Origin of the sequence: Achromobacter sp. NFACC18-2, from assembly GCF_900108985.1 — a bacterium.
Classification (GTDB): domain Bacteria; phylum Pseudomonadota; class Gammaproteobacteria; order Burkholderiales; family Burkholderiaceae_B; genus Achromobacter.
Window position 1 is genome coordinate 19617 of the sequence record NZ_FNYM01000011.1, and the last position, 25934, is coordinate 45550.

Here is a 25934-nt window from a genome sequence, read left to right on the forward strand (position 1 = left end):
TACCAGAATTGGCGCTGCCCGGCCAAGCTGCGGCTTGCCGACTCTGCGACAATGGGCGTCGCCGCGCAGATGCGCAATCAACCGCTGTCCGGGCTCGTCCGCATGCTGAACAAACTCTGGCTAGGCTTCTTTCTCACCGCCGCCGCGGCCGCGCTGTACCGCTGGCTGGTCATCGGAGATCCCGAGGTCTTTCGCCAGATGGTCGCCAGCCTGTTCGACATGGCGCGCGTGTCCGTGGACGTGATGGTGCTGCTTTTCGGCACGCTGACCCTGTGGCTGGGTTTCTTGCGCATCGCCGAAGGCGCCGGCCTGGTCGAAAAGCTGGCGCGCCTGCTGGGGCCGCTGTTTGCGCGCCTGATGCCGGAGGTGCCGCGCAATCATCCGGCCATCGGCCTGATCACCCTGAACTTCGCGGCCAACGGGCTCGGGCTGGACAATGCCGCCACGCCCATCGGCCTGCGCGCCATGCGCGAGCTGCAATCGCTGAACCCCACGCCGCAAACCGCGACCAACGCGCAGATCCTTTTCCTGGTGCTCAATGCGTCCTCGCTGACGCTGCTGCCCGTCACGCTGTTCATGTTCCGCGCGCAACAAGGCGCGCCCGACCCCACCCTGGTCTTCCTGCCCATCCTGCTGGCCACCAGCGCGTCCACGCTGGCCGGCTTTCTGGCGGTGGCGATCTGCCAGCGCCTGCGCCTGGCGGACCCGGTCGTGATGCTCTGGCTGGGCGGCGCGGCGCTGGCGCTGGGCGGATTCATGGCGCTGCTGGCCAGCATGTCGGCCGCGGCCATTGCCTCGCTGTCCTCGCTGATGGGCAACCTGGCGCTCTTCGGCATCCTGCTGGCCTTTCTCGTGGTGGGCGCCTGGAAAAAGGTGCCCGTGTACGAAGCCTTCATCGAAGGCGCCAAGGAAGGCTTCGATATCGCCAGAAGCCTGCTGCCCTATCTGGTGGCGATGCTGTGCGCCGTGGGGGTGCTGCGCGCGTCCGGCGCGCTGGATTTCCTGCTGGACGGCGTCCGCTGGCTGGCGCTGCAGGCCAGTTGGGACACGCGCTTCGTGGACGCGCTGCCGACCGCGCTGGTCAAGCCGTTTTCGGGCAGCGCGGCGCGCGCGATGATGCTGGAGACCATGACGCATTTCGGCGTGGACAGCTTTCCTGCGCTGCTGGCCGCCGTCATGCAGGGCAGCACCGAGACCACGTTCTATGTCCTGGCGGTGTACTTCGGATCGGTGGGCATCCTGCGCGCCCGCCATGCGGTGGGCTGCGCGCTGATCGCCGATCTGGCCGGGGTGCTGGCCGCGATCGGCGTCTGCTACTGGTTCTTCGGATAGGGCGGGCGATTCGCGGGGGCTCAGTCCACCCGCAGGATCTTCATTCCGTTGGTGCCGCCGCTGTCGCGGTAGAAATCGCCCTTGGTCAGGATCACCCAGTCGCCCGTCTGCACCAGATTGCGCTTGCGCAGCTCTTCGATGGCGGCGTTGGACAGCTCGGCGGGATCGTAGTCCGACGGCGCGAACGGAATCGTGTACACGCCGCGGAACATCGCCACGCGGTTCTGCGTCAGGCTGTGCGGGCTGTAGCAGTAGATCGGCACGCCCGAGCGGATGCGCGACATGATCAGCGGGGTATGGCCGCTTTCCGTGAGCGCGATGATGGCCTTCACGCCCGGGAAATGGTTGGCCGCGTACATGGCCGCCAGCGCGATCGTCTCATCGCAGCGCGTGAAGGTTTCGCCCAGGCGGTGATGCGATTTCGTCGAGGTGGGGTGCTTTTCCGCCCCCAGGCACACGCGCGCCATGGCCTGCACGGCTTCGACCGGATACTGGCCCGATGCGCTCTCGGCCGACAGCATGACGGCGTCGGTGTAGTCCAGCACCGCGTTGGCCACGTCGGAGACTTCCGCGCGTGTCGGCATGGGGCTGGAGATCATCGACTCCATCATCTGCGTGGCGGTGATGACGACCTTGTTCAGCGTGCGCGCGTGCTGGATGATGCGCTTCTGGATGCCCACCAGTTCGGCGTCGCCGACTTCCACGCCCAGGTCGCCGCGCGCCACCATCACGCCGTCGCTCGCGCGGATCAGCGCGTCCAGGGCCTCGTCGTCGGCCACCGCTTCGGCGCGCTCGATCTTGGCGATGATCCATGCCTGGCTGCCGGCCGCCGCCAGCAGCGTGCGCGCCTCGTCGATGTCGCTGCCATAGCGGGGAAAGGACACGGCCACGTAGTCCAGTTCCATTTCGGCGGCCAGCTTGATGTCGACCCGGTCCTTGTCGGTCAGGCTGGGCGCGGACAGGCCGCCGCCGCGGCGGTTGATGCCCTTGTTGTTGGACAGCGGCCCGCCGACCGTGACGGTGGTGTGGACCTCGTCGCCGTCGACGCGGTCCACGACGAGCACGACGCGGCCATCATCGAGCAGCAGTTCGTCGCCCACGCGGCAGTCGGTCACGAGTTCCGGATAATCGATGCCGACGATGCTGGCGGTGCCCGCATCCTTGGGATGCGCGCGCGACAACGTGAACGGCTGCCCCACCTGAAGCTGCACCAGCTTGTCGGTGAAGCGGGCAATGCGGATCTTGGGCCCCTGCAGATCGCCCATGATCGCGACGAACCGGCCCTGCCTGGCGGCAATCTCGCGCACCAGGCGCGCGCGTTCGCGATGATCGTCGGCGCTGCCGTGCGAGAAGTTCAGCCGCGCCACGTCCAGCCCCGCGCGGATGAGCGCGTCGATGCGTTCGGGCGACGAGGTCGAGGGTCCCAGGGTGGCGACAATTTTTGTGCGGCGCAATACAGGCATGGCGGTCCACTCTCGCAAAAACAACGGAAGCGCTATGGTACGCCGGCCGCGTTCGCACGGGTATCATGGGGCTCACATCGACCTTCAACGCGCCCATCGACACCCGTGAAAATCGTCATCGCTCCCGACTCGTTCAAAGAAAGCGTTTCCGCGCCCGATGCGGCCGCGGCCATCGCGCGCGGCGTCAAGGCCGCCTTCCCCGGCGCGCACACCGTGTGTGTGCCCATGGCCGATGGCGGCGAAGGCACCGTCGAGGCCGTGCTGGCGGCCACCGGCGGCAAGGAGCAGCAGATCACCGTGAACGACGCGCTGGGCCACAAGGTCGACGCCGTCTGGGGCCTGCTGGACGATGGCACCGCCGTCATCGAGATGGCCGCGGCGGCCGGGCTTGAATTGATATCGCCTTCCAAGCGCGACCCCATGCGCGCCAGCAGCCACGGCGTCGGCGAGATGATGCGGGCCGCGCTGGACGCGGGCGCCACGCGCATCATTCTGGGCCTGGGCGGCTCGGCCACCAACGACGCGGGCGCCGGCATGCTGACGGCGCTGGGCGTGCGCCTGCTCGATGCCGGCGGCAACAGCCTGCCGCCCGGCGGCGGCGCGCTGGGCCAGCTTGCCTCGCTGGACACGCGCGGCCTGGACCCCCGGCTGGCCCGCATCCGCATCGACATCGCCTCCGATGTCGACAACCCTTTGTGCGGTCCGCACGGGGCGTCCCACATATTCGGCCCGCAAAAAGGCGCTACGCCGGAACAGGTGCAGACGCTGGACGCGATGCTCGGCCACTTCGCCGACATCTGCGCGCGCCACCTGCATGCCGATCACCGCGACGCGCCCGGCGCGGGCGCGGCCGGCGGACTGGGCTTTGCGGCCAAGGCCTTCCTCAATGCGCATTTCCGGCCGGGCGTGGAGATCGTCGCCGAACTCGGCGGGCTGGCCGAGGCCGTGCAGGGCGCGACCCTCGTCTTCACGGGCGAGGGCCGGATGGACGCGCAGACATTGCGCGGCAAGACGCCCGCCGGCGTGGCCAAGATCGCGCAGCGCGCGGGGGTGCCCGTCGTGGCGCTGGCCGGTTCGCTGGGAGAAGGCTACGAGGCCCTGCACACCTGCGGCATCAGCGCCGCATTCAGCCTGGCCCCCGGCCCCATCACGCTGCAGCAGGCCCTGGCGGACGCCGAACGCCTGCTTGCGGATCGGGCGCGCGACGTGATGCAGCTCTGGATGGCGGCCCAGAAACGCATGCTGTGAAATGCAATCTGTGAAAAGCAATCTGTGAAATGCACAAAGGCCCCGCGGGGCCTTTGTGCATGCGAATCCGACGGGGCGGTTCAGTCCCGCGGCAGCACGCCCGCCTGGACCAGCGCATCCGACAGGCCGATGTAGCGGTCCACCGAAATGTCCTCGGCGCGCGCGGTCGGCGCGATATCCAGCGCTTCCCAGGGCACCTGCGGCGCCCAGTCCGCCAGCACCCGGCGCAGCATCTTGCGGCGTTGCGAAAACGCGCGCGCCACCACGGTTTCAAAAGCGCGCTCGCTGACGGGCCGCAGGCGGTCCGCCGGCAGCGGCACCATGCGCACGATGGCCGACACCACCTTGGGCGGCGGATCAAAGGCCTCGGGCGGCACGTCGAACAGCTTGTGCATGCGATAGCGCGATTGCAGCATCACGGACAGCCGGCTGAAATCGCCGGAGCCCGGCTTGGCCACCATGCGGTCGATCACTTCGCGCTGCAGCATGAAATGCTGGTCGCGGATATGGTCGGCCCAGGTCATCAAGTGGAACAGCAGCGGACTCGAAATGTTGTAAGGAAGATTGCCCACCACGCGCAGCGCGCTGCCGAACTGCGAGAAATCGATCGTCAGCGCATCGGCCTCGACCACCGTCAGGCGCGAGGCGTCGAACTGCTTGCGCAGCCGGGCGGCCAGGTCGCGGTCGATTTCAACCGCGGTCAGGTGATCCAGGCGTTCGAGCAGCGGCCTCGTCAGCGCGGACAGGCCTGGGCCGATTTCGACCACCGCATCGTCGCGGGCAGGCGCCACCGCCCGGACGATGGACTCGACGACGCTGTCGTCGGTCAGGAAGTTCTGGCCGAAGCGCTTGCGCGCCTGGTGCTGAGACATGAAAAGCCCGTGATGCGTTTAGCGGTTGTTCTGCTGGATTTGCTGCTGCTTTTCGAGACGATTGTCCACGTAAGCCTGCGCGCGCAGTTGCTCGAGCCAGTCTTCGAAGGCGGGCTGCGCACGCCGTTCGAACAGCGTCTGACGGGCACGCATGCGCGCCAGGTCGTCGGTGGCATCGTGGTCGCGCCGTTCTTCCACCTGGATCAGGTGCCAGCCAAAAGGCGTCTGCACCGGCTGGCTGATCTCGCCAGGCTGCAGGGCGTTCATGGCGGCCTCGAACGGCGGCACGGTTTCGCCAGGATTCAGCCAACCCAGTTCGCCGCCTTGCGGCGCGGTGGCGTCCTGCGAATACTGGCGCGCCATTTCCTCGAACTTGGCATCGCCGTTCACCAGGCGCTGACGCACCTGCTGCAGGCGCTGGCGGGCGAGGTCGTCGCTCATGACGGTCGAGGTCTTGATCAGGATGTGGCGGGCGCGGGTCTGGACCACCTGCGTGGGACCCTGCGGCGCCTGCGGACGCGCGGCGGGCTGCGGCGCGGGCTGCGGCGGCGCCGGGGCGCGGGCGGTGCGGCCGGGCGCGGGCTGGGCGGTGCCGCGGTCCATCACCTTGATGATGTGAAAGCCGTTGCCGCTCTGGATGAGCTGGCTGACCTGGCCCTTCTGCAGGTTGCTGATGGCCTTGACGAAGAGGTCGGGCCAGCCGTCCAGCGGGCGCACGCCCATGACGCCGCCCTGCAGGGCCTCGGGACCGTCAGACGAGGCGGCGGCCAGGCTGGCGAAGTCGTCCCCGCGCTTGGCCTGGGCCAGCAGGCCCTCGGCCTTCTTGCGCAACAGCGCCAGTTGTTCGGGCGACGAGCCTTCCGGCACGCGCACCAGGATCTGGGCCAGCGCATACAGCATGGGGCCGGCGGGCACCGCGGCCTGCTCCGGCGCGGGCTGCGGCTGCGGCTGGGGCTGCGCTTGCGGCGCCGCGCCGAACGCCGGGTTGCGGCGCTGGTCCTTCAGGAAGGCATCGACTTCCGCATCCGAAATGACGATGGTCGAGTCCACCGCGCGCTGGCGCAGGCGATCCGTGCGGATCTCATCGCGCAGCGACTTGCGGTAGGCCTCCCACGACGTGCCGGCCTTTTCCAGTTCCTGGCGCAGCTGGGCCACGGTGATCTTGTTGCGGGACGCGATGGCCTGGACGGCCGTATCGATCTGCGCGTCGTCCACCCGGATGCCGAGTCGATCGGCTTCATGGCGCTGCACGCGCTCCATGATGAGGCGCTGCAGCACCTGGTGCTGCAGCGTCTGGTCGTCCGGCACCTGGATGCCGCGCGCCTTCAATTCGCTCGCGATGCGCTGGGAGGCCTCGCGCAGTTCGCGCAGCGTGATCACGTCCTTGTCGACGATCGCGGCGATGCCGTCCACGAACTGCTCGCCCTTGGGCGCGGACGCGTCTTTGTTCTGCGCGACGGGAGCGGCCTTGGCGCCGCTGTTCGCGCCCCGGGCGGCTTGCTCGGCCGCGTGGGCGGCGGGCAGGCCGGCGCACAGGGCCAGCAGCAGCGCATTGCCGGAGAGCCGGCGCAAAGAGTGCAACCTACGCATCATTCATACCTTTCAAATGTGGTCCCGGCCGGCACGGGCGGCGTGATGCGCGTGTAACCGGGGATGCTTCTGTTCAGCAGGTTCATCGGGTCGGTTCCGAGGGAACCCAGGCCCGTGAGCTCAAGCTGGAAGAACAGCGCGGAGTTGGTGTCCGCCGCCGATACGGCGTAGCGCTGGTAGACCATGCGGCCCACCCAGCAGCAGTCGCCCTTGTACTCCAGGCCGGCGATGGCCTGCGTCACGCGGGGGGATTCCGTCGTGTTGGCCACCGTGCTGGACGGGCCCGAACGCAAAGAATAGTCCACCCGGCCCACGCCGTACCAGCGCTTGCTGAACGGCCACTGGACCGCCAGGCTGATCTGGTTCTGTCCCTGCGGCTGGTAGCGCACGCCCGGCTGGGGGTCGCGCTGGTAACGGTAGGCCAGGGCCACCGTGGTCAGACGCTGCGGCGACCAGCGGGCGCTGACGAGCCCGCGCGACCAGTTGTTGTCGTACGGGTTGTACTGGGCGGCGATGTCGGTGTTCAACGAGTCGGTCAGGGCCGCGCTGGCCCCCACCAGGAAGTCGGAACGCACGTTCTCGCGCGGCGTCTCGCCGGGCAGCGTGACCTCCTGATCCTCGAAGTACAGGCGTTGGGCCACGCCCAGAGACATGCGCTCAAAGCCGGTGTTGGCATCCAGCCAGCGCGTGGTCAGCGCCGCCGTGAGCTGGTTGGCGTTGGCGATGCGGTCCCAGCCGCCGGTGTAGATGTTTTCCTCGAACGCCTGCGAGAAGCTGAAGTCGGACAACGAGGTGTCATAGACCGGCAGCGTGGACTGGTCGCGATACGGCACGCGCAGGTAATACAGGCGAGGTTCGAGCGTCTGTGTGGAGGACTTGCCGAACAGCGTGGTGTCGCGCTCGAAGATCAGGCCCGCGTCCAGCGACATGATGGGGAGCGTGCGCGACTGCGAACGGGGCAATCCCACCGCCGATCCGTTGTTCAGGCCCAGCGCGTCCACGCCATACCATTTGGTCTGGTAATGGGTGTAGTTGACGCCAGCCTTGGGAACGATGAACCAGCCGGGACGCACAACAGGATAGGATGCTGTCAAATACGTTTGGAGGCGGTCACCGTCAGGATACCGGAGGGCAGAGCCAAAATCCGGCATGCGGAAGCGCACCGCGGTCGAAGTCCAATCCACATCAAAACCACCCCAGTCGTAACGGGCGCCGCGCAGGTAAAACTCGGGTTCTTTGTCATACGGAGGCACCAGCGGCGCATCCGGGTCCTGCAGCGTCTGGTATTTATAGACTTGAGCGTAGGCGCTCCAGTTTCCGGACGCCCAACCCACGCGGCCGCGCTGCGGCAGGTAGGTGGTGGAGGCTTGGTTCAAGCCCAACTGCGAAATATCGCGGAAATAGTTGTCGTCCGAAACCTTGGCGATATCCCAGTCGGTATAGAAGCCGCGGGAAAACGTCTGCTGGTGGCGCCACCAGTACATCCAGCGATCTTCGCCGGTGACATCGTCGTCAGGCAGGTAGGTGCCGTCGATGGTGCCCTGGTAGCTCGATCCCAGATACCGGAACTCCCCACCCAGTTGCGTACCACGCTTGGAGAAGTACCGCGGCTGCACCGTCAAATCGTAATTGGGCGCCAGATTGAAGTAATACGGGATCGAGATGTCAAGACCGCCCTGGCTGGTCGTGCCGTACGTCGGAATCAGGAAGCCCGACTTGCGTTCGCGCTTGACCGGGAAGGTCAGGTAGGGCGAGGCCAGGATCGGCACGTCTTTGAAATACAGCACGCCGCCGCGGGCCACGCCCTCGTTTTCGTCGAAATCGATGTCAACCGAGTTGGCCTTGATGTACCAGGAGGGTTCCGGGCACGGGCACCCGCTGTACGTCACCGTGTGCAGCCGCATCTGCGACTTGCTGAAAATGTCCGCGTGGTCGGCCACGGCAAAGCCGCCCGTGGCGCCCAGCCAGAAGTTCGGCTTTTCGACCTCGCCGGAATACCGGTCCACGTTGAACTTGGCGCGCGGCCCCGTCACCAGCGTGCCGTCGCGCATCATGCGCGCGCTGCCGCGGACGTCGACTTCGCCGGTGTCCTTGCGGTAATTGATTTCGTCGCCCTTGATCACGCCATCGATGCGGCGCACCTGTGCATTGCCCGACAGCGTCAGCTCGTAGTCGGGATCGCCCGAGATGCTGTCCGCTTCCATGAAGGCGGGAATGCTGTCGTCCGGCAACCGGTGCATCCGCAGGCCGGGAGACGTGCGCAATTCCGGGGTTGACGTGGCCGACGGCGCGGAAGCAGCGGCGCCCGGGCTACCTTGAGCCTGGACGGCTCCGGCGGCGACGCTGACAACGGAGAGGATCAACCACGGAACCTTGCGCACGAATGAAAACAGCCCTTTTTGACCATCGGAGAGCCGGACAAAGGCTCCCTGGCGGGGCCAATGCTGACGGAAACGAGCCGGTATTATAGAGAAGCCGCGAACAACGCCCAGCCTTAAGTTCGCCCGACCCAAATTTCAGCAATATTGCCCTTCTGACACGGATCTTCCTTGAAAAACGATCACGACCCCCGCCTGGCGCAAGTGCGCAACTGGCTGGAAGGCCTGCCTCCCGCCCTGAACCTGGCCGTGCAGACCCTGCGCCCCGCGTCGGCCGACGCGAGCTTTCGCCGCTACTTTCGGCTGGACGCGGGCCCGCGCACCCTGATTGTCATGGACGCCCCGCCCCAGCACGAGGACTGCCGCCCGTTCCTGCACGTGGACAAGCTGCTGGCCGACGCCGGCCTGAACGTGCCGGCGGTACTGGCCCAGGACCTGGACCAGGGCCTGCTGCTGCTGTCCGATCTGGGCGAGCAGACCTACTATCAGCGCATCCAGGCCGGGCTCGACGATGCCACCCTGCAGACGCTGTACCGCGAGGCGCTGGCCGCCCTGGTCAAGCTGCAGCAGGCCTCGACCGCCGGACTGGGCACCTATGACAGCGCGCGCCTGGCCGACGAGCTCACGCTCTTTCCCGAGTGGTACGTGCAAAAGCATCACGGCGTGACGCTGGACGACAAGACCGCCAACGCCCTGCAAAAGATCTTCGCGCTGCTGTCGGCCAGCAATGGCGGACAGCCGCAGGTGCTGGTGCACCGCGACTTCCACTCGCCCAACCTGATGGTCTGCGACCAGCCGCAATACGGCCCCAATCCCGGCGTCATCGACTTCCAGGACGCGCTCTCGGGCCCCATCACCTACGATCTCGCGTCGCTGGTGACCGATGCCCGCACCACCTGGGAAGAACCGCAGCAGCTCGACTGGGCCATCCGCTACTGGGAAATGGCGCGCGCCGCCGGCCTGCCCGTCGATGCCGATTTCGCGGAATTCCACCGCGCCTATGAATGGATGGGCCTGCAGCGCAACCTGCGGATCCTGGGCGTCTTTGCCCGCCTGAACCACCGCGACGGCAAGGCCCACTACCTGGCCCACATCCCGCGGGTGAACGGCTACGTGCGCCAGGTCGCGCAGCGCTACGGCGTCTTCACGCCGCTCCTGCGGCTGCTGGACCGCCTGGACGACCGCCAGGTCAGCGTCGGATACACGTTCTGATGCGCGCCATGATTCTTGCCGCCGGCCGCGGCGAACGCATGCGCCCGCTGACCGACCGCCTGCCCAAGCCCATGCTTCCGGTCGGCGGCAAGCCGCTGATCGTCTGGCATCTGGAACGACTGGCCGCGGCGGGCATCCGCGACATCGTCATCAACCATGCCTGGCTGGGCCACGAAATCGAGGGCGCCTTGGGCGATGGCGCGGCCCAGGGCGTGCGCATCCGCTATTCGGCCGAAGCCCGCGCCCTGGAAACCGCGGGCGGCATCGCGCAGGCCCTCCCCCTTCTGGGCGAGGACCCGTTCCTGGTCATCAACGGCGACATCTGGTGCGACTGGGATCCGGCCCAGGCGCATGACCTCGCGTCCCGCGCGCAGCCGGGCGGCGCCTGGCTGCTGCTGGTGGACAACCCCGCGCACCATCCTGCCGGCGACTTCGTCCTGACGGCCGATGGCCGCGTGCAGGCGCAGGGAACCCCTCGTTTGACCTTTGCCGGCGTCGGCGTCTACCATCCGTCGTTGTTCATGGATGTGCCGCGCGGCCAGGCAGCGCCCCTGGCGCCGCTACTCAGGCAGGCCATGGAGCGGGATCTGGCGCGGGGGGCCCGTCATACCGGCCGATGGACCGACGTGGGAACGCCGCAGCGGCTGGCCGACCTCGACGCGGAACTCGGCGACGGCACCGCTTGACGTCCACATATTTCACAATATCAAGGTGCGCAACGAGGCTTGTCTGCGCACGCATCGCCCCCGGCTGACGGGGTATTCTCTGACGCTTTGGCATGCGCGCGCCGCCTGCCCACGAGCACACACACAGGAAGTTTTCTAGGAATGGGGATGTTTGGAAGATCGCAACGGGCCGTATTCAAGCCCTCCGTGTACCAGCCGGGTCAACGCACGCGCCGCATGCCGCGCTGGCTTGTCCTGCTGCTGGTTGGCATTGCGCTTGGCGCGGGCGGCGTGCTCTTCCTGCAAACCAACTACGGTCCGCAACGCCTGACCGTCGAACAATCCGAACAGCTGCACACTGAACTGAGCGCCGCCAACATGGAGCGCCAGCGCCTGCAGGCGCAGCTGGAAGAAGCCACGCAGCAGCGCGACGCCAACAAGGCCGGCCACGAAAAGCTCACCAGCGACCTCTCCGAGGCCCGCGCCCGGATCGAAACCCTGAACAAGGAACTGGTGCTGTTCCAGGACGCCATGCCGCCCGACCCCCGCGGCGGCAACCTGGGCATCCGCTCGGCCACCTTCAAGCGCGCCCCCGGCCAACTGGACTACCAGGTGCTGGTCATGCGCGAAGACCGCGAGGGCGCGCCCTTCAACGGCACGCTGACCTTCGCCATCGAAGGCTCCTATCCCAACGGACGTGCCGCCACGGTCACGCCCGAAGGCCCGGCCCTGAAGGTCGACCGCTACGACTACGCGCTGGGCCAGCTCAAGCTGCCCGACGGCTTCACCCCGAGGGTCGTGGTGCTGCGCGTGATGGATGGCAACCAGAAGCAGCAGGCAATGCGCATCTACAACGTGCGCAACTGAGGTCCGCCTCGCCGCGCTTAAAAACCCGCTTTGCCGCGGGTTTTTTTACGTCCGCCGAAAATAGTTGCGCACGCAACCTGCCAGGCATATAGTTGCGCAAACAACCAAATCCTGGAGACAGCATGACGCTCCCCTCGCACGTTCCCGTCCTGATCGCCGGCGGCGGTCCGGTCGGCCTGACCCTGGCCGCACTGCTGGCCGAGTACGGCATCGCCTCGCTCACCGTGGAAGCCGACGAAGGCTATTGCAGCGGCAGCCGCGCCATCTGCATGTCGCGCCGTTCGCAGGAAATCCTGGGCTGGATCGGCGCGGACCGGCCGCTGATGGCCACCGGGCTGGCCTGGACCGGCGGGCGCAGCTACTTCCGCGACCGCGAAGTGCTGCACTTCCAGATGCCGCACGATCCCCTGCAGCGCTACGCGCCCATGGTCAACATCCAGCAGTACTACGTCGAGGAATACGCGCACCAGGCCATGCAGCGCCACCCCGGCCTCGCCACGCTGGCGTGGTCGGCGCGCGTCACGGGCGTGCAGCCCGGTCCCGACGGCGTCTCGGTCGAGGTCGAATCCGGCGGAACGCGCCAGACCGTGCGCGCCGACTGGCTGGTCGCCTGCGACGGCGGCCGCAGCACCGTGCGCGACGCCATGGGACTGAAGCTGGAAGGCATGCAATACGAAGGCCGCTACGTCATCGTCGACATCGAGCAGGCGTCGCAGCGGCCCGTCGAACGCCTGGCCTGGTTCGACCCGCCTTCCAACCCGGGGTCCACCCTGCTCATGCACCGCCAGCCCGGCAACGTGTGGCGCGTGGACTACCAGATCCGCGACGACGAAGATCCCGACGAGGCCGTCAAGCCGGAAAACGTGCTGCCGCGCGTGCAAAGCCATCTGGACATGATCGGCGAGACCGCGCCCTGGAAGCCGCTCTGGATTTCGATCTACAACGCCAAGTGCCTGACGCTGGACAGCTACCGCCACGGCCGCGTGCTGTTCGCCGGCGACGCCGGCCACCTCGTGCCGATCTTCGGCGTGCGCGGCTTGAACTCCGGGCTGGACGACGCCGGCAACCTGGCCTGGAAGCTTGCCTGGGTGCTGAAGGGCCAGTCGCCCGACAGCCTGCTGGACAGCTACAGCATCGAACGCGTGCACGCCACGCGCCAGAACCTGGCCTACGGCGCCAAGAGCACCGAGTTCATGGCCCCGCCGGACTACGGCTTTCGCCTCATGCGCGAGGCCGCCCTGCGCCTGGCGCTCGTGGACGAGGGCGTGCGGTCGCTGATCAATCCGCGTCAGTCCGCGCCCATTTCGTACGACACCTCGCCGCTGAATCAGGAAGACCGTGCCCCGCAGGCCGGACCGGCGGCGGCGCCCGGCCAGCCCGCGCCCGATGTCCTGCTGCAGGACGGCGACGCGCCCCAGTACCTGACCGCCCGCTTCGGCGCGGGCTTTGTTGCGCTGGCCATTGCGCCGGACGCGGCCTTGTCGGCGGCGCTGGATGCGCTGGCCCGGGCCACCCAGGCCGCGCCGCACCCGCTGCAGGTGCTGCGCACAGGCGACGGCGGCCTGGCCGACCCGCACGGCCAGCTCCGCCAGCGCTATGGCGGCGAGCCCGGCACCGTCTATCTGCTGCGGCCGGACGGCTACGTGCTGGGCCGCTGGACGGCGCCCGCCGCCCATGACCTGCGCGCGGCGCTGGCGCCCTACTACCCCTCGGTTTCCCTGAACCCGAATGCCACGACGAAAGGCCAAGCATGAACCACGAAGAACTGGACCAGGTCTACACCAGCATGGCGCAGGCGGTGACGCGCGCCGGCGAATCGCGCGCGCCGCTCTTTCTGTCGATACTGGGATTGTCCCTGCTCAGCCGCCTGCCCTCGGCGCAAGAGGCCAAGGCGCTCCTCGACCAGGCCGAGGCGGCCAGCCTGGAGGACGGCGCTGTGGCAAACTATTCGGCCTGCGCCCCCACGGCCCCCACCTCCGCCCGCCCGACGTGACAACGCCTGCCCTGGAACGATTCCTGACCTACCGCCTGCACGTGCTCAACAAGATCACGGACCGGGACACGAATCGCGCCTATCTCAAGGACTGCGACATCCCGCTTGGCGAGGCGCGCTGCCTCGCCGCCATCGGCCGATACGCGCCCCTGTCGGTCAACGACCTGGCGCGCGCCGCGAACCTGAACAAGGGCCAGGCCAGCCGCTCGGCGCAGGCGCTGGTGGACCGCGGGCTCGTGGAAAAAACGGTCTCCGCTTCCGATGGCCGCGGCGTGGTGCTGGCGCCGACTCCCGAGGGCATGACGCATTACCGCCGCATCATCGATCTCATCGCACGCCGCAATCAGGAGATTTTCGGCTGCCTGAGCGCCGAGGAACAGCGCCGGTTCGGCGACATGCTGGACCGGCTGATCGGCCACCTGCAGGCCGAGGCGAACGAGACGAACGAAGCGGACGAAGCGAACGAAGCCGGCGGCTGACCGCCCGCCGCCGATCGCCCGCAGCCGGTCGCCCGCAGCCGGTCGCCCGGTTCAGGGTTGCGTCTTGGGCGCGGTGGCGCCGGCCTGCTGCGCGACCTCGTCCATGAACTGCGCCATGCGCACGTCCAGCTCGGTCACGCCGCCCGCGTCGTGCGTGGTCAAGGTCACGTCGACGCGGTTATAGACGTTGGTCCATTCGGGATGATGATTGAGCTTTTCCGCAAACATCGCCACGCGCGCCATGAAGCCGAACGCGGCGTTGAAGTTGGGAAAGCGATACCGCTTTTCGATGGCATCGCGCATGGCCACGGCCTGCCAGCCGGTGAGCGCGGCGACGGCGGTCTCGGTGCCGATGCGGGCGGGAGGAAAGTCGCTCATGTCAGACTCCGGAAAGAAAAGGCGGCGGCGCATCGCGCCCGCCGCCTGTCAGCAAGGAACGCGCCCCGCGCTTACTGCCGGACCGCGTACAGGTAGATCTCCACGCGCCGGTTCAGCGCGCGCCCTTCGGCGGTTGCATTGTCGCCGATCGGATCGTTCGGGCCACGGCCCTCCACGCTCAGGCGGCCCGCCGCCACGCCCTGCCGGGCCAGGTAATCCGTCACGCTCTTGGCGCGGTTCACCGACAGGGTCTGGTTGTGCGCCAGCGATCCGGTGCTGTCCGTATGGCCCACCACCTTGGCCCGCAGCTCGGGATGCTGATTCAGCGAACGCGCCACGCTGTCCAGCACCGGCAGCAACGCCGGCTTGAGCTGCGTCTTGTCCGTGTCGAACGACACGCCGCTCGGAATATTGACCTTCAGGCTGCCATCGGGCATTTCCACGACGTCGATGCCCAGCGACGAAGCCCCGGACTTCTGCACGTCGTCCTTGACGACCTTCCAGTTGTAGCCCACCAGGCCGCCCGCCACCGCACCGATGCCGGCGCCGATGGCCGCGCCCTTGCCGTGTCCGATCAAGGCGCCGATGCCCGCGCCCAGCGCCGCACCCGCGCCCGTTCCCACGGCGGTATTCGTTTGCTGTTGCGTGGCGCACCCTGCCAGCAACACGCCCGCCGTCGCAAGCACGGCGATCCGGTTGATTGTTCTTGAATTCATGGGAACCTCCACTGTCCATCCAGAAACCGGTTCATTCCGGCGTGGAACATGCTAGCAAGGGCAGCCGGGGCGACGGGCAACATTTTGTATGCCTCGCCGGCGCCGTCCGGGGCCGGCCGACGCCCGCCACGTTAAGATCGCCCGATCGGAGAAAACATCCATGACAGTCGCTCGCACCTACTTTTTCAACCGGATGGCCGACAACGAGCTGGCCGGGTTGTGCGGCGCAAAAGACGACTTCTTTCTGGAAAACATCGACGACCTGGAATCCGCCGTCGCCCGTATCCGGGCCATGCTCAAGCAGGCAGGCATGCGCAGCGAAGTGGAGCACGCCCCGCTCAACGCCGCCCCGGGCATCGGCGATCTCCTATCGGCTGTCGCGCCGGCCGTCGGCCTGATCTGGGCGTCCGTGCGCGCGCTGGGATCGACCGGACGTCCTCGTGCCGACGCGACATTGCGCGTGACGTCGAACAGTTCCCTCAGCGTGGTGTTCTCCCGAGGGCCGTGCCCGCCCACCGCGCAATGAACCGCGAGGCGGCAATGTGCCGCCGGTCGGCGCCTGTCACCCCCGCCGGCCAAACAGCATCGCCAATCCGAACAACGCGCCCAGCCCGCCGACGATGGCCAGCGATATCGACGGCTCGCGCAGGTTCAGCGCCATGATCGCCGACCCCGCCCCCAGGGCCGTGATCAACAAGCCCACCAGGCGCCCGGCCGTGGAGCCGTAGAAATGCGTGCGGCGCGCCGCCTGCGTGCCGGCGGGCTGGCGTTTCTGCCAGGCCGCCAATGCCTGCTCGAACTCGCGCAACAGGCGTTCCCGGCTGGGCAGGTCCACCGCGCTGACGAGCAACGTCGGCAGGCCGGCGCGGGCCAGCTTGAGATAGTCGTCCGTGCCCCAGCTGGACAGATCGGCAAAGGCCACGGAAGACCGGCGCGAAAACTCCAACCCATCGGCCGTCACCCTGACGGCATTGCGCGTGGGAAAGCCCTTGTACGCGATCAGCGGCGGCACGAGCAGGCCCAGCAGCGCAAGCCCCGCGGCCAGGCCCATCGGTCCGCGGTTGAACACCACGAGCATGAAACTGCCTGCCGCCAGCGCGAAGGCCAAGGGCACCGACAACTGGTGCCATCGGGTATAGACCGAGACCTGAATCCCTTCGTTGCTGTTCATGCTTGCATCTCGTCAGTTGTTTGCTTTCACCAGGTTGGAACCGTTGGCGCCCATCGGCACCGAGCGGATGTCGGGCATGCGGTCCGGGTCGGGCCAGTATTCGACCTTGATGACCGCTTCCTGGAAGATATCGTCATCGACCAGCACTTCCGTGCGCAGGATCGCGCAGCCATTGCTCACGTGGAATTGCACCGACTCGTCCCAGGGCTTGGCCGTGAATTCAATGGACTGGCTCCGGTCCTTGCGTACCCAGCGCCAGGCATCCGCCCACCCGGGGCGAGACTGCATATTGTCCACGTATTGGTCCACGCGGTCGGCCCACGTTTCCTCGCGCGGACGGCCCTGCACGAATTGTGCATTGGACGGCCCGCGCGGCTGCAATTCGGGATCCTGCGAACGCACAGAGCCCTTGCTCGCGACGACGGCGCTGACGCCCTGCCCGACGAGCTTGAGGTTATACGCGTAGTCGCTATGCTCGGAATAGCCCGGCATCACCACTTCCAGCACCAGGCGGTCCCGGCCGAAAACCTCGCCCTGCCAAAGCCCGTTCCAGTCCAGCGTCACGCGCACGCCGAACACGGCCCGGTTGAACGCCTCCAGTTCCTCCACGCGCGTTTCGTAGAGGGTGCGTTCCTTCACGTCCGCGTACGCCGCGGAGCGCATGCAGCAGCAGGTGAACCAGATCTCCAGCTCGCTTTCCTTGGCGCTGTCGCCCCAGAACTTGAAGTACAGCCCGGCCGCCAGCAGGCACAGGCCCAGCGCAATCCAGCCCCACACCGGGATACCCAGCAGCACGGTGCCGCCGCTGGTCAGGCCGACCATGGCGCTGCCAAAGCCCCCCGCGCCCGCCACCACGCCGGCCGCGCTGAAGGCCCCGCCCAGCGAAACCAGCGCCGTGGCGACGCCGGTCAGCCCGGACAGCAGCAGGAACACGGACGAGGTCGCATAGGCACTGCCCGCCTCGTAGTTCTTCACGTCGTACTGGTCGATCGCGCTCAGTGCGTTGTTGGCCCCGTCGACGAACGTGGCCGCCGCCGCAAACACGGCGCCCGCCGTCCGCACGGCCGTCAGGCGCATGTTCAGCTTCAGATTCATGGTGAAGGCCGTGTTGGCGCCCACTCGCGCGCCGATCGCGCCCGCCGTCACTTCGATCGCCACGCTGCCCACACCCAGCACGCCCGACGTGATGCCGAACCAGGCCTTGCGCGCGGCCTTGGCGTCATGGATGACCTGCGCCTTGCGCAGATCCGACACCGATGAATAAAGCGCCACCAGCGTCATCACGCCCGTCGCGCCCGCATTCGCGCCGTCCTTGGTTTTCGCCCATTTGACCAGGCCCGCCAGCGGCGACATGGTGGGCGCGGGCAGGGCCAGCACCGGCGCGGGCGCCGGCAGCGACAGTTGCGGCGTTGCGCCGGCCCCGGGCTGCGGCCGCGCCGTGGCGGCGGCGTTCAATTGCGCGTCGACTTCCTCGGGAATGATGTAGTTGAGCGTGACCGGCGTGGCGCGCTCGGCCTGGGTGCCCATCCAGCCAGACTGCATATGCGAGTTCGCATAGATGCCGTTCCCGCCGCCCACCGTCACCGAGGTCCGGTCCGGTTCCCAGACGATCTGGTGCATGTCCGCAATCATCCGGGGCACGGTGGTGGTATGCGTGCGCACCGCCATCACGATGTTCATGCGCGCCGACATCGTCAACGTGACGCGCGCGGCGACGCGCTCGGCAATGGGATCGCCAGCCAGGGTCAGCCGCAGCAATTGCGTCGCCATGAAGCGGCCGATCGCCGCGGTGGCCACCCGCATCGGCGGCAACTGCCCCTTGGCCGCCCGCTCCTTGAGCCAATCGTTGTAGCTCTTGATCATCCGGCGCACGCTGGATATCTGCTTGGAGATGACCTTGCCCTTGGCCTCGCGGTCCAGAAAGCCCAGCAGCTCGCCGTCGTTCGCCGCCAGCGCGCGCCAGATCGCCGCATAGGTGCTGGAGCCGTCCTCGTCCTTCAGCGAATCGTCGATGGCTTTGTGTTCGCTTTCGATCGCGCCCGCGCCGTCCACGCACAGCGCCATGTCCTCCTCCAATCGCTCGCCGGCGGCGGCGTCCTGGGACGAATAGGCCTTGAGCGCCAGCCAGAACGTGTCGCGGCCATACCACCACGCCCAGTCCTTGCCGGCGCCCTCGATCTTTTCGCGCATCCGGGAGATGGCGGCCTTGTTGTCGCTGAGCGTCTTGGCGACCTTGCCCGTGTCGATGCGTTCGCGCAGGCGCGTGATCTCATCGCCCGTGGAGCCCATCTGCTTCTGCAGGCCATCGATGATTTGCGCCACGCCCACTTCGCGCATGCGCGTCGGGTCCAGATGGTGTTCGGCCAGTTCGCCCATGCACTTATTGCGCCACGTCGCCACATCCGCCAGGATGCCCACGGGATCGCGCAGCGCCAGCACGATGCCGCCCTTGGGCGTCATCTGCCGCATCTTGGCCGCCATGGCCGCGGCCTGCCCGCCGAATGCGCTCACGGCCGGCGCCAGCGTATTGCCGAACAGGGTGCCGGCGCCCGCCGCATCGCGGAACTCGATGGCGTGCTTGTCCAGGTTGGCGCCGTCCTCCGCCACGCGATAGCCGGTCTCCGGCTTGGGATGGCCGCCTCCCCACACCGCCTTGGCGTCCAGTTCCACCATGATCTTCTTGCGCCAGCGGTCGTCGCGGGCCAGGTCGCGGCGGATGTCCCGCGTCCACCATACCCGTGAATAACCCACCCACACCGTGCGCGACGCATTGGCGGGCGCCTCCACGTTGATCAGCGACGATTCCAGGCCATGGCCTTCCCGCGTGCAGGTGAACGTGGGCTGTTCGGCCGGGCGGTTGTCGTCGTCGACCGGGACTTCCTTCATCTGGCCGGTCGCCGTCGCCGCGAACGCGCGCCACCCGTAGCTGCGGCGCGGATCCCAGATATACACATAGCCCGCCGTGATCGCGCGCAGCATGTACGCGCCCTGGCGCAGGGTCTCGTAATACAGCTCCGGGTCCACGTACACCCCGTCGGGCAGGTCGTTCTTGCCGCCCGGCACGTAGGCGATCCGCATCGGCAGGATGGGCAGCCCCGGCCGGCCGCAGAACTTGCCCTTGCAGGGCAGCGCGTCGTAGTCAGTCGTCATGCTTGCAGATCCTCCCGAGCCTGCGCCTCGTGCGCAAACCCCTGCCATTCCTCGTCGTCCATGTCCTCGGCGGCGCGATACAGGCGGCCGCCTTCCTCGCGCACTTCGCGCAGCAGCGCCAGGAACGAGGGCGCGCGTTCCAGCGGCGCCGCCAGGCGCACCCGCCAGGCGGCGAACAGCGCCGCGTCGTCGTCATCCTCGATGCCGCAGGCCGCGGCGGCGTCCAGCGCGCGACGCACGGGTTCCAGCGCCGACGGCCCATGGCGCAGGCCGTCCGCGTTCAGCCGTTGCAGCACCGCATTGACGCGGCCCAGCCGCGCCAGCCGGGGCCAGTCCGGCGTGACGGTCTGCATCGGGCCGCCCGCATCCGGCAGGGCCTGCCACTGCCCGAACCCGTCCACGCTCATCCACGTCACGCCCGCGATCCATGAGGACGGCACCGTGCCCGCGTACAGCTCGCTCTGGAATTGCGTGGTGCGCGGGTCCCAGAACCGCAGGATGCGCACGCGCCCCCGCGCATCGCGCAGGCGCGCACGCTGGACCAGGCGCTGTGCCACTTCCCCCAGCGGCAGGTCGGTGGCCAGCCACGCCGACATCGACCTCGCCCGCCGGGCGGCCGGCGCCGGGCGCACGGCTTCATCCACCGCCCGCCGCAGACTGGCGTTGACCAGGCGCTCGTGCCGCACTTCGTCCGGCACTTCGGCCAGATACAGGGGCGGCGCGGTCGCGCCTTGTGAGAGCAGATCGACCTCGCGGCGCGCCAGGCCGGCCGAGGCGATCTGCCTTGCCAGCGGATCGCCCAGCGTCGAATCGCACAACAGCAGCACGCGCCGGTCGGCGCGACTGTCCAGGACCGCCCGCAGGCCCGCGATGGCGCGCTCGACGCGGGCTTCGGCGCCGTCCGTCCAGTATTCGGGGTGGCGAGGCGTCGCGTCCATCGTCATGCCGCCAACGCGCCGCTGCCGGCCGCGTCCTCCAGCGCCGCGGCGCAGCCTTCCAGATCGCCTTGCGGCGGCTGCGCGGGGCCGGCGCCGCTTTGCGGCCCCACCCAGTTATGCACGCCCGCCTTCAGTTCCACCTTGCCGGGCGCGTGCAGCTGGATGCCGCCGCCCTCGATCCGCAGGTACGCGCCTGCGGCCGTCGCCAACACCTTCTTCGACGCTTGCACGTCCACCGCGCCCTGCGCCGACGCCAGCGTCACCGCCTTCTCCGCCGCCAGCCGCATGCGCGCCTTCTGGCTTTGCAGCCGCAGTTGTCCGCCCGCCGCATGCAGGCGGATGCCTTGTTCTTCAACCGCCCGGCCGCTGCCGCCCAGGCCCTTGGTGAACAGCACGACGCCTTGCGCCACGCACATCGACAGGTTCGCGCCCGCCGCCCAGTTCACGTCCGGGGCGATCTGGCACAGCGTCGCGCCGGCGACCGTGTATGCGTTGTGCGGCGTGTACTGGCCTATTCCGCTGGGCGCGCTGACCTGGATGTGCGGCGTGGTGTAGGCCGGGACACGGACCTCTGCCTCGGCCTTGGTGCCCTCGATGATCTCACGCACCGCATCCAGCTCCTTCAGCGCGCGCGTCTTGTCGGCGTCGCCGGGCAGATTGGCTTCCTGGCGGCCGGCGCTGGCGGACAGTTCGCCCGCCTGCGCGATGGACTTTTCCATCTGCTTGATGGCCTCTTCGCTGTCCAGCAGGCCGCCGACCGCGTCCTCGCGCTTGTCCGCGCTGATCAGCAGGCCTTCCCCCGCGCGCAGCGCCAGCGCTTCGCTGGTGGCCAGCTCGGCGCCATGGCCCAGGTCCGACAGGCGCTCGTTGTCGCGCTGCTGCTTCAGATGCCCCAGATTCAGCCGCGCCTCGGCCTGCGTGGTCGACGCCGTCAGCCGCGATTGGCCCGGCGTGTCATCCTGCACGAGCTGGTTGTAGCCGCCCATGCCTTGTCCACTCGTGGCAAGCGCCTGGGTCTTGAACCCCGACATCACCACGTTGTGCGCGTGCCCCGCGTCGCTGCCCGCGAACCAGGCAGGCGCGTTGCCGGTCGCCTTGGCCGCCCCGCCCTGGACCTGGTTGTTGGCCGCGTTCTCGGCGCCGGCGCCGTTGTACAGCGCGCCCACGACGACCGGCCGGTCGATGTCGCCATGCAGGAACTGCACCAGCACCTCCTGCCCCAGCCGAGGCACGAAATGGCCTCCCCAATCCGATCCGGCCACGGGCTCGGCCACGCGCACCCAGGCGCCCAGGGCCTCGCTGGCCGGCGCGTTGTCGTCGCCGGCCGGATGATCCTGGCGGTTGCTGGACGCGCTGCCGCGCTGCCAGTGAAACTGGATCTTGATGCGGTGATCGCGGTCGGTGTGGACCGGATCGCCGGTCCCCACCACCAGCGCGGTCTGCGCGCCATGGACCGTGGGCCGGGGATGCAGGCGCGCGCCGTGGCCGTCCCGCGTGCGGGGACGGTATTCCAGCGTGGCGGCAATGGCCTCGAAGCGGTTGCGGTAGAAGTCCGCCTCGCCGGCCGCCGGATCGCCGGCCGCCGGATCGCCGGCCGCCGGTTCGCCGGCCGCCGGTCCGCCCGCCGCGCCCAGGGCTTGCGCCACGGCCTGCCCCAGGCTTTCGTCGAAATTGTTGCGCGCCTCGTGGCGCATGCCGATCACCACGAAATCCGCGCCCGCCCCTTGCGACGGCCCCCAGTGGCCCGTCAGCGTGAAGCGCTGCCCCGGCGCCAGCGTGCGGGCGGTGCCTTCGCCTTCGCACAGCGATTGGCGCACGCGTTGCGCCGCCAGCGCGTTGTGCGCCAGGCGCTCGCCTTGCGCGCCGTCCTCGAACAGGTACTGTCCGGGGTAGTCCGAATCGGCCAATTCCATCGCATTGGCGAACTTGTCTTCGACCTGGGCGCTGACCTTGCGGGCCTGCATGGCGCGGTAGTCCCAGGTGGCCAGGCGCACCGCGTTGGTTTTCCACGCGCGGCCCTGCCGCCAGCCCTGGATGGAATCCTGCTTCTCGGTGGCATCGGCGCGTTGAAACGGGATGCTGTCCTGCGGGCCGGGCTCGAATGCGCCATTGTGGTCCGCGATGACGATCGTGGCTGTGCCGGGCGCGTCCTCGCCGCCTTCATGCTCGACCCAATAGAACAGCCCCTCTTCGGCCAGCAGGCGCTCGACGAACGCGAAGTCGGTTTCCCGGTACTGGATCGTCAGGCTGCGCTTGGCGTAGGCATCGCGATCCCTGACTTCCCAGCGCCATAGGGGCGCCAGCGCGCCCTGGCCCTGGTAGTCGCCAAACACGCTGTCGACGATGTCGATCACCGACAGGTCCTGGAATACGTAGCTGTCGCGCCGCTGGCGCAGCAGCGCCAGCCACGGTTCGATGCGCAGGCGGTAGCGCGCGAAGCCGCCGTTGGCGCCCTCGAACCGCGCCTCGGTCACCAGGCCGCACCAGACGCGGTGCTCGTCCGGCCCCAGGGCGGTCCGCAGCTTCACCTGCGCGGCCTGGCCGATCAGCGACTTCAGCGGAATGTGGGCATCGTCCGACAGCGCATCCACGTGCAGCACGAAGCCGCCGTCGCTCAGCTGCTCCGTGCCTTGCAACCGCTCCGCCAGCAGCTTGTCCTGCCCGAGCGGCGTCGTCAGGTCCAACAGGCGATCGGCCTGCGTAAAGCCTGCGCCCAGCAGACTGGCGGCGGCGAGTTCTAGGGCCATGACTGCATTTCTCCTGGTCAGCTCATCCGGAACCGGAACTCGCCGTTCTTGCCCGCGCTCACACGGATCCTGGCGATGGGCTCACCCTGCGCCATGCGACTCAGGACGTGCTCGGCAATCTCCGGCAGCAGCGTTCCGTTCAGGATGTGGTCCACGTTGCGCGCGCCGGTATCCACTTCGGTGCAGCGGGCCAGCACGGCGTCCACCAGCCCCTCGTCCCATTCGAACACCGCGCGGTGCGTGGCCTGGACGCGGCGGGCGATGCGTCCGAGCTTCAGGCCGATGATGTGCGCCAGCGCGTCGTCGTCCACCGGGTAATACGGAATGGTCTTCATGCGCCCCAGGAATGCGGGCTTGAACGCCTTGTACAGCTGCGGCGCCAGCAGCGCCGACAATTGCTCGGGCGATGGGCGCTCGCTGGCCGGCTTGTTCAGGCAGGCCTGCATGATGGCGCTGGACCCAACGTTGGACGTCAGGATGATCAGCGTGTTGCGGAAATCGATCTCGCGTCCTTCCGCGTCGTCCATCACCCCCTTGTCGAACACCTGGAAGAACAGCTCCAGCACGTCGGGGTGCGCCTTTTCGATTTCATCCAGCAGCACCACGCTGTAGGGCTGGCGGCGCACCGCCTCGGTCAGCACCCCGCCCTCGCCATAGCCGACGTAGCCGGGCGGCGATCCCTTCAGGCCGGAAATGCTGTGGGCCTCCTGGTATTCGCTCATGTTGATGGTGACCAGCTTGCGCTCGCCGCCGTATAGGATGTCCGCCAGCGCCAGCGCCGTCTCGGTCTTGCCGACGCCCGAGGGGCCCACGAACAGGAACACGCCCTTGGGCTTGTCCGGATCTTCCAGGCCGGCGCGGGCCGTGCGCACGCGCTGCGCGATGGCATGCAGCGCGTGGTCCTGACCGATCACACGCTCGGCCAGCATGGGCTGCAGTTGCAGCACGGTGCGGATCTCGTCGTTCACCATGCGGCCCAGCGGAATGCCGGTCCACGCCGCAATGATTTCGGCCACGACCTGGGCGTCCACGCAGGCGGGCACCAGGGGCTGCTCCCCTTGCAGGGCGCGCAATTCGTCCATCAGGCCGGCCAGGCGCTGCTGCCCGGGCGTGAGGGCGAGGGGCGCGGACGCCGCCTTGCGCCGGCTCGCGGGCGCCTGCGGCGCGGGCGAATCCTGGCCCTGCGTCTCCGGGCTCGCCGCTTCCAGTTCGGCCCGCAGGGCATGGATGCTTTCGACCAGTCCGGTCTCGGCCGCGTGCCGGGCCTGCGCCTCGGTCAGCGTCGCCTCCACCGCGGCGATCTCCGCGTCCAGCTCGGCCAGCCGCGCCTGCGGCGCCCCGGTGGCGGCTTCGCGCCGCAGCGCCTCCTGCTCGGTGCGCAGCCGCGTCAGGCGATGGCGCGCATCGTCGATCAGCGCCGGCGTGGCGCTGCGGCCCAGCGCCACGCGCGCGCAGGCCGTGTCCAGCACGCTGACGGCCTTGTCCGGAAGCTGACGGCCGGTGATATAGCGATGCGACAGCCGCGCCGCGGCCACAATGGCCTCGTCCAGGATGCGCACGCCGAAATGGCGCTCCATCAGCGGCGCCATGCCGCGCAGCATCGACGCCGCCAGCGCCTCGTCCGGCTCCTCGACCTTGACGACCTGGAAGCGGCGCGCCAGCGCGGCATCTTTCTCGAAGTACTTCTTGTATTCGCTCCAGGTCGTGGCGGCGATGGTGCGCAGCTCGCCGCGCGCAAGGGCGGGCTTGAGCAGATTGGCGGCATCGTTCTGCCCCGCCTGCCCGCCCGCGCCGATCATCGTGTGCGCCTCGTCGATGAACAGGATGATCGGCGAGGCGCTCTTCTTGACCTCGTCGATCACATTCTTCAGGCGGTTCTCGAACTCGCCCTTGACGCTGGCGCCCGCCTGCAGCAGGCCCATGTCCAGCACCCGCAGCGTCACGCCGGCCAGGGCCGGCGGCACGTCCTCCGCCACGATCCGCAGCGCCAGCCCCTCGACCACCGCGGTCTTGCCCACGCCCGCCTCGCCGGTCAGGATGGGGTTGTTCTGCCGCCGCCGCGTCAGGATGTCGATCATCTGGCGGATCTCGGCGTCCCGGCCGATCACCGGGTCGATCTTGCCGTCACGCGCGCGCTCGGTGAGGTTGGCGGTGTACTGGTCCAGGGCGGGCGTCTGCGACAACGCCGGCGCGGGCTGGCCGGTCTGGCCCTCCTGCGCCGCGCCTTCGGCAAAGTCCACGGCCTGGCCGGCCTCTTCCGAGCCCTGCGTCAGGGCGGCGAAATCGTGCTTGAGCTCGTCCAGCCGGAACGACTCGAACAGGGACGATCCCCGCTGCGCCAGTTGCGCCAGGTCGGGCTCCGTCAGCAGCGCCAGCAGCAGGTGCCCGGAGCGGATGCGGGTCGTCTGCGTATCCAGCGACGCGATCAGCCAGGCGTGCTCGAACAGCTTGGGCAGATGCGCCGAAAACACGGGCGTGCGCGTATTGCCGTTCCTGAAGCGGCCGATCTCGGCCTTCAGGTCGGCTTCCAGCGCATCGGTCTGGATGTGGCAACGCCGCGCAATGATGCTCACATCGCTGGCCGGCTTTTCCAGGAGCGCCAGGAACAGATGCTCCAGATCCACTTCGTAATGGCCTTGGGCCATGCACAGGCTGGCCGCGCGCTCGGCGGCCTGGCGGCAGGTCTGGTTCAACTTCCCGATCAAGGTCTTCAGCGGAGTGCCCATGAATCTCTG

Annotated in this window: 20 protein-coding genes; 9 read left to right on the plus strand and 11 right to left on the minus strand. The window is 68.3% G+C overall.

The window, feature by feature from the left end; all coding sequences use genetic code 11:
- Positions 1–102: 102 nt before the first annotated feature.
- A complete protein-coding gene (locus tag BMW75_RS17385) occupies positions 103–1332 on the plus strand; it encodes a nucleoside recognition domain-containing protein (RefSeq protein WP_092581290.1) in 1230 nt (409 codons plus the stop codon).
- Between the two features lie 20 nt (positions 1333–1352).
- Here the strand turns inward: BMW75_RS17385 and pyk are convergent, their stop codons facing one another.
- Positions 1353–2795 (minus strand): pyruvate kinase, encoded by a 1443-nt coding sequence (gene pyk, locus BMW75_RS17390; RefSeq protein WP_092581165.1) that lies wholly within the window; start codon positions 2793–2795, stop codon positions 1353–1355.
- Between the two features lie 105 nt (positions 2796–2900).
- Here pyk and BMW75_RS17395 point away from each other — a divergent pair, with 105 nt between their 5' ends.
- Positions 2901–4043, plus strand: coding sequence for a glycerate kinase (locus tag BMW75_RS17395; protein WP_092581166.1), 1143 nt, complete (start codon positions 2901–2903; stop codon positions 4041–4043).
- A gap of 80 nt (positions 4044–4123) precedes the next feature.
- On the opposite strand, the gene rsmA is transcribed toward BMW75_RS17395, so the two are convergent.
- The 3 genes from rsmA to BMW75_RS17410 are packed head-to-tail and all read right to left on the minus strand — an operon-like array spanning position 4124 to position 8886.
- Entirely contained in the window at positions 4124–4915 is a 792-nt protein-coding gene (gene rsmA, locus BMW75_RS17400) for a 16S rRNA (adenine(1518)-N(6)/adenine(1519)-N(6))-dimethyltransferase RsmA (RefSeq protein ID WP_092581167.1), read from the minus strand.
- Positions 4916–4933: 18 nt separating this feature from the next.
- A complete protein-coding gene (locus BMW75_RS17405; RefSeq protein ID WP_076518939.1) occupies positions 4934–6508 on the minus strand; it encodes a peptidylprolyl isomerase in 1575 nt (524 codons plus the stop codon).
- The gene (locus BMW75_RS17410) at positions 6505–8886 is read right to left on the minus strand and encodes an LPS-assembly protein LptD (protein ID WP_092581168.1); all 2382 of its coding nucleotides are present in this window, start codon (positions 8884–8886) and stop codon (positions 6505–6507) included. The genes BMW75_RS17405 and BMW75_RS17410 overlap by 4 nt, the downstream gene beginning before the upstream one ends.
- 168 nt (positions 8887–9054) lie before the next feature.
- On the opposite strand from BMW75_RS17410, the gene BMW75_RS17415 reads away from it, so the two are divergent.
- The 6 genes from BMW75_RS17415 (at position 9055) to BMW75_RS17440 (ending at position 14099) form a co-directional block, all read left to right on the plus strand.
- A complete protein-coding gene (locus tag BMW75_RS17415; protein WP_092581169.1) occupies positions 9055–10095 on the plus strand; it encodes an aminoglycoside phosphotransferase family protein in 1041 nt (346 codons plus the stop codon).
- Complete coding sequence (gene murU, locus BMW75_RS17420) at positions 10095–10781, plus strand: N-acetylmuramate alpha-1-phosphate uridylyltransferase MurU (RefSeq protein ID WP_092581170.1); 687 nt, start codon at positions 10095–10097, stop codon at positions 10779–10781. The genes BMW75_RS17415 and murU overlap by 1 nt, the downstream gene beginning before the upstream one ends.
- 147 nt (positions 10782–10928) lie before the next feature.
- Positions 10929–11627 carry a DUF6776 family protein gene (locus tag BMW75_RS17425; RefSeq protein WP_092581171.1) on the plus strand — a complete coding sequence of 233 codons (699 nt, stop codon included), beginning with the start codon at positions 10929–10931 and terminating at the stop codon, positions 11625–11627.
- 122 nt (positions 11628–11749) lie between these two features.
- Positions 11750–13381: an FAD-dependent oxidoreductase gene (locus BMW75_RS17430; RefSeq protein ID WP_092581172.1), complete on the plus strand. Its 1632-nt coding sequence runs from the start codon at positions 11750–11752 to the stop codon at positions 13379–13381.
- Complete coding sequence (locus BMW75_RS17435) at positions 13378–13620, plus strand: hypothetical protein (protein WP_092581173.1); 243 nt, start codon at positions 13378–13380, stop codon at positions 13618–13620. Before BMW75_RS17430 ends, BMW75_RS17435 begins: the two co-directional genes overlap by 4 nt.
- On the plus strand, positions 13617–14099 hold the full coding sequence (locus BMW75_RS17440; protein ID WP_092581174.1) for a MarR family winged helix-turn-helix transcriptional regulator: 483 nt from the start codon (positions 13617–13619) through the stop codon (positions 14097–14099). Before BMW75_RS17435 ends, BMW75_RS17440 begins: the two co-directional genes overlap by 4 nt.
- A 51-nt stretch (positions 14100–14150) precedes the next feature.
- On the opposite strand, the gene BMW75_RS17445 is transcribed toward BMW75_RS17440, so the two are convergent.
- Positions 14151–14477 carry a 4a-hydroxytetrahydrobiopterin dehydratase gene (locus BMW75_RS17445; RefSeq protein ID WP_175493207.1) on the minus strand — a complete coding sequence of 109 codons (327 nt, stop codon included), beginning with the start codon at positions 14475–14477 and terminating at the stop codon, positions 14151–14153.
- 71 nt (positions 14478–14548) lie between these two features.
- Positions 14549–15193 carry a YiaD family glycine zipper/OmpA-like lipoprotein gene (locus BMW75_RS17450; protein WP_092581176.1) on the minus strand — a complete coding sequence of 215 codons (645 nt, stop codon included), beginning with the start codon at positions 15191–15193 and terminating at the stop codon, positions 14549–14551.
- Between the two features lie 160 nt (positions 15194–15353).
- Here BMW75_RS17450 and BMW75_RS17455 point away from each other — a divergent pair, with 160 nt between their 5' ends.
- Entirely contained in the window at positions 15354–15719 is a 366-nt protein-coding gene (locus tag BMW75_RS17455) for a hypothetical protein (protein ID WP_092581177.1), read from the plus strand.
- Between the two features lie 36 nt (positions 15720–15755).
- Here BMW75_RS17455 and BMW75_RS17460 read toward each other — a convergent pair whose 3' ends face one another.
- Genes BMW75_RS17460 through tssH form a run of 5 tightly spaced genes read right to left on the minus strand, consistent with a single transcriptional unit; the run spans position 15756 to position 25925 of the window.
- The gene (locus BMW75_RS17460) at positions 15756–16364 is read right to left on the minus strand and encodes a hypothetical protein (RefSeq protein WP_092581178.1); all 609 of its coding nucleotides are present in this window, start codon (positions 16362–16364) and stop codon (positions 15756–15758) included.
- A 12-nt stretch (positions 16365–16376) separates the two neighbouring features.
- Positions 16377–19514, minus strand: a complete 3138-nt coding sequence (locus tag BMW75_RS17465; protein WP_092581179.1) for a T6SS effector BTH_I2691 family protein — start codon at positions 19512–19514, stop codon at positions 16377–16379.
- Positions 19511–20458: a DUF4123 domain-containing protein gene (locus tag BMW75_RS17470; protein WP_092581180.1), complete on the minus strand. Its 948-nt coding sequence runs from the start codon at positions 20456–20458 to the stop codon at positions 19511–19513. Before BMW75_RS17470 ends, BMW75_RS17465 begins: the two co-directional genes overlap by 4 nt.
- On the minus strand, positions 20455–23199 hold the full coding sequence (locus BMW75_RS17475; RefSeq protein WP_092581181.1) for a type VI secretion system Vgr family protein: 2745 nt from the start codon (positions 23197–23199) through the stop codon (positions 20455–20457). The genes BMW75_RS17470 and BMW75_RS17475 overlap by 4 nt, the downstream gene beginning before the upstream one ends.
- A 17-nt stretch (positions 23200–23216) precedes the next feature.
- Entirely contained in the window at positions 23217–25925 is a 2709-nt protein-coding gene (gene tssH / locus BMW75_RS17480; protein WP_092581182.1) for a type VI secretion system ATPase TssH, read from the minus strand.
- Positions 25926–25934: the final 9 nt, after the last annotated feature.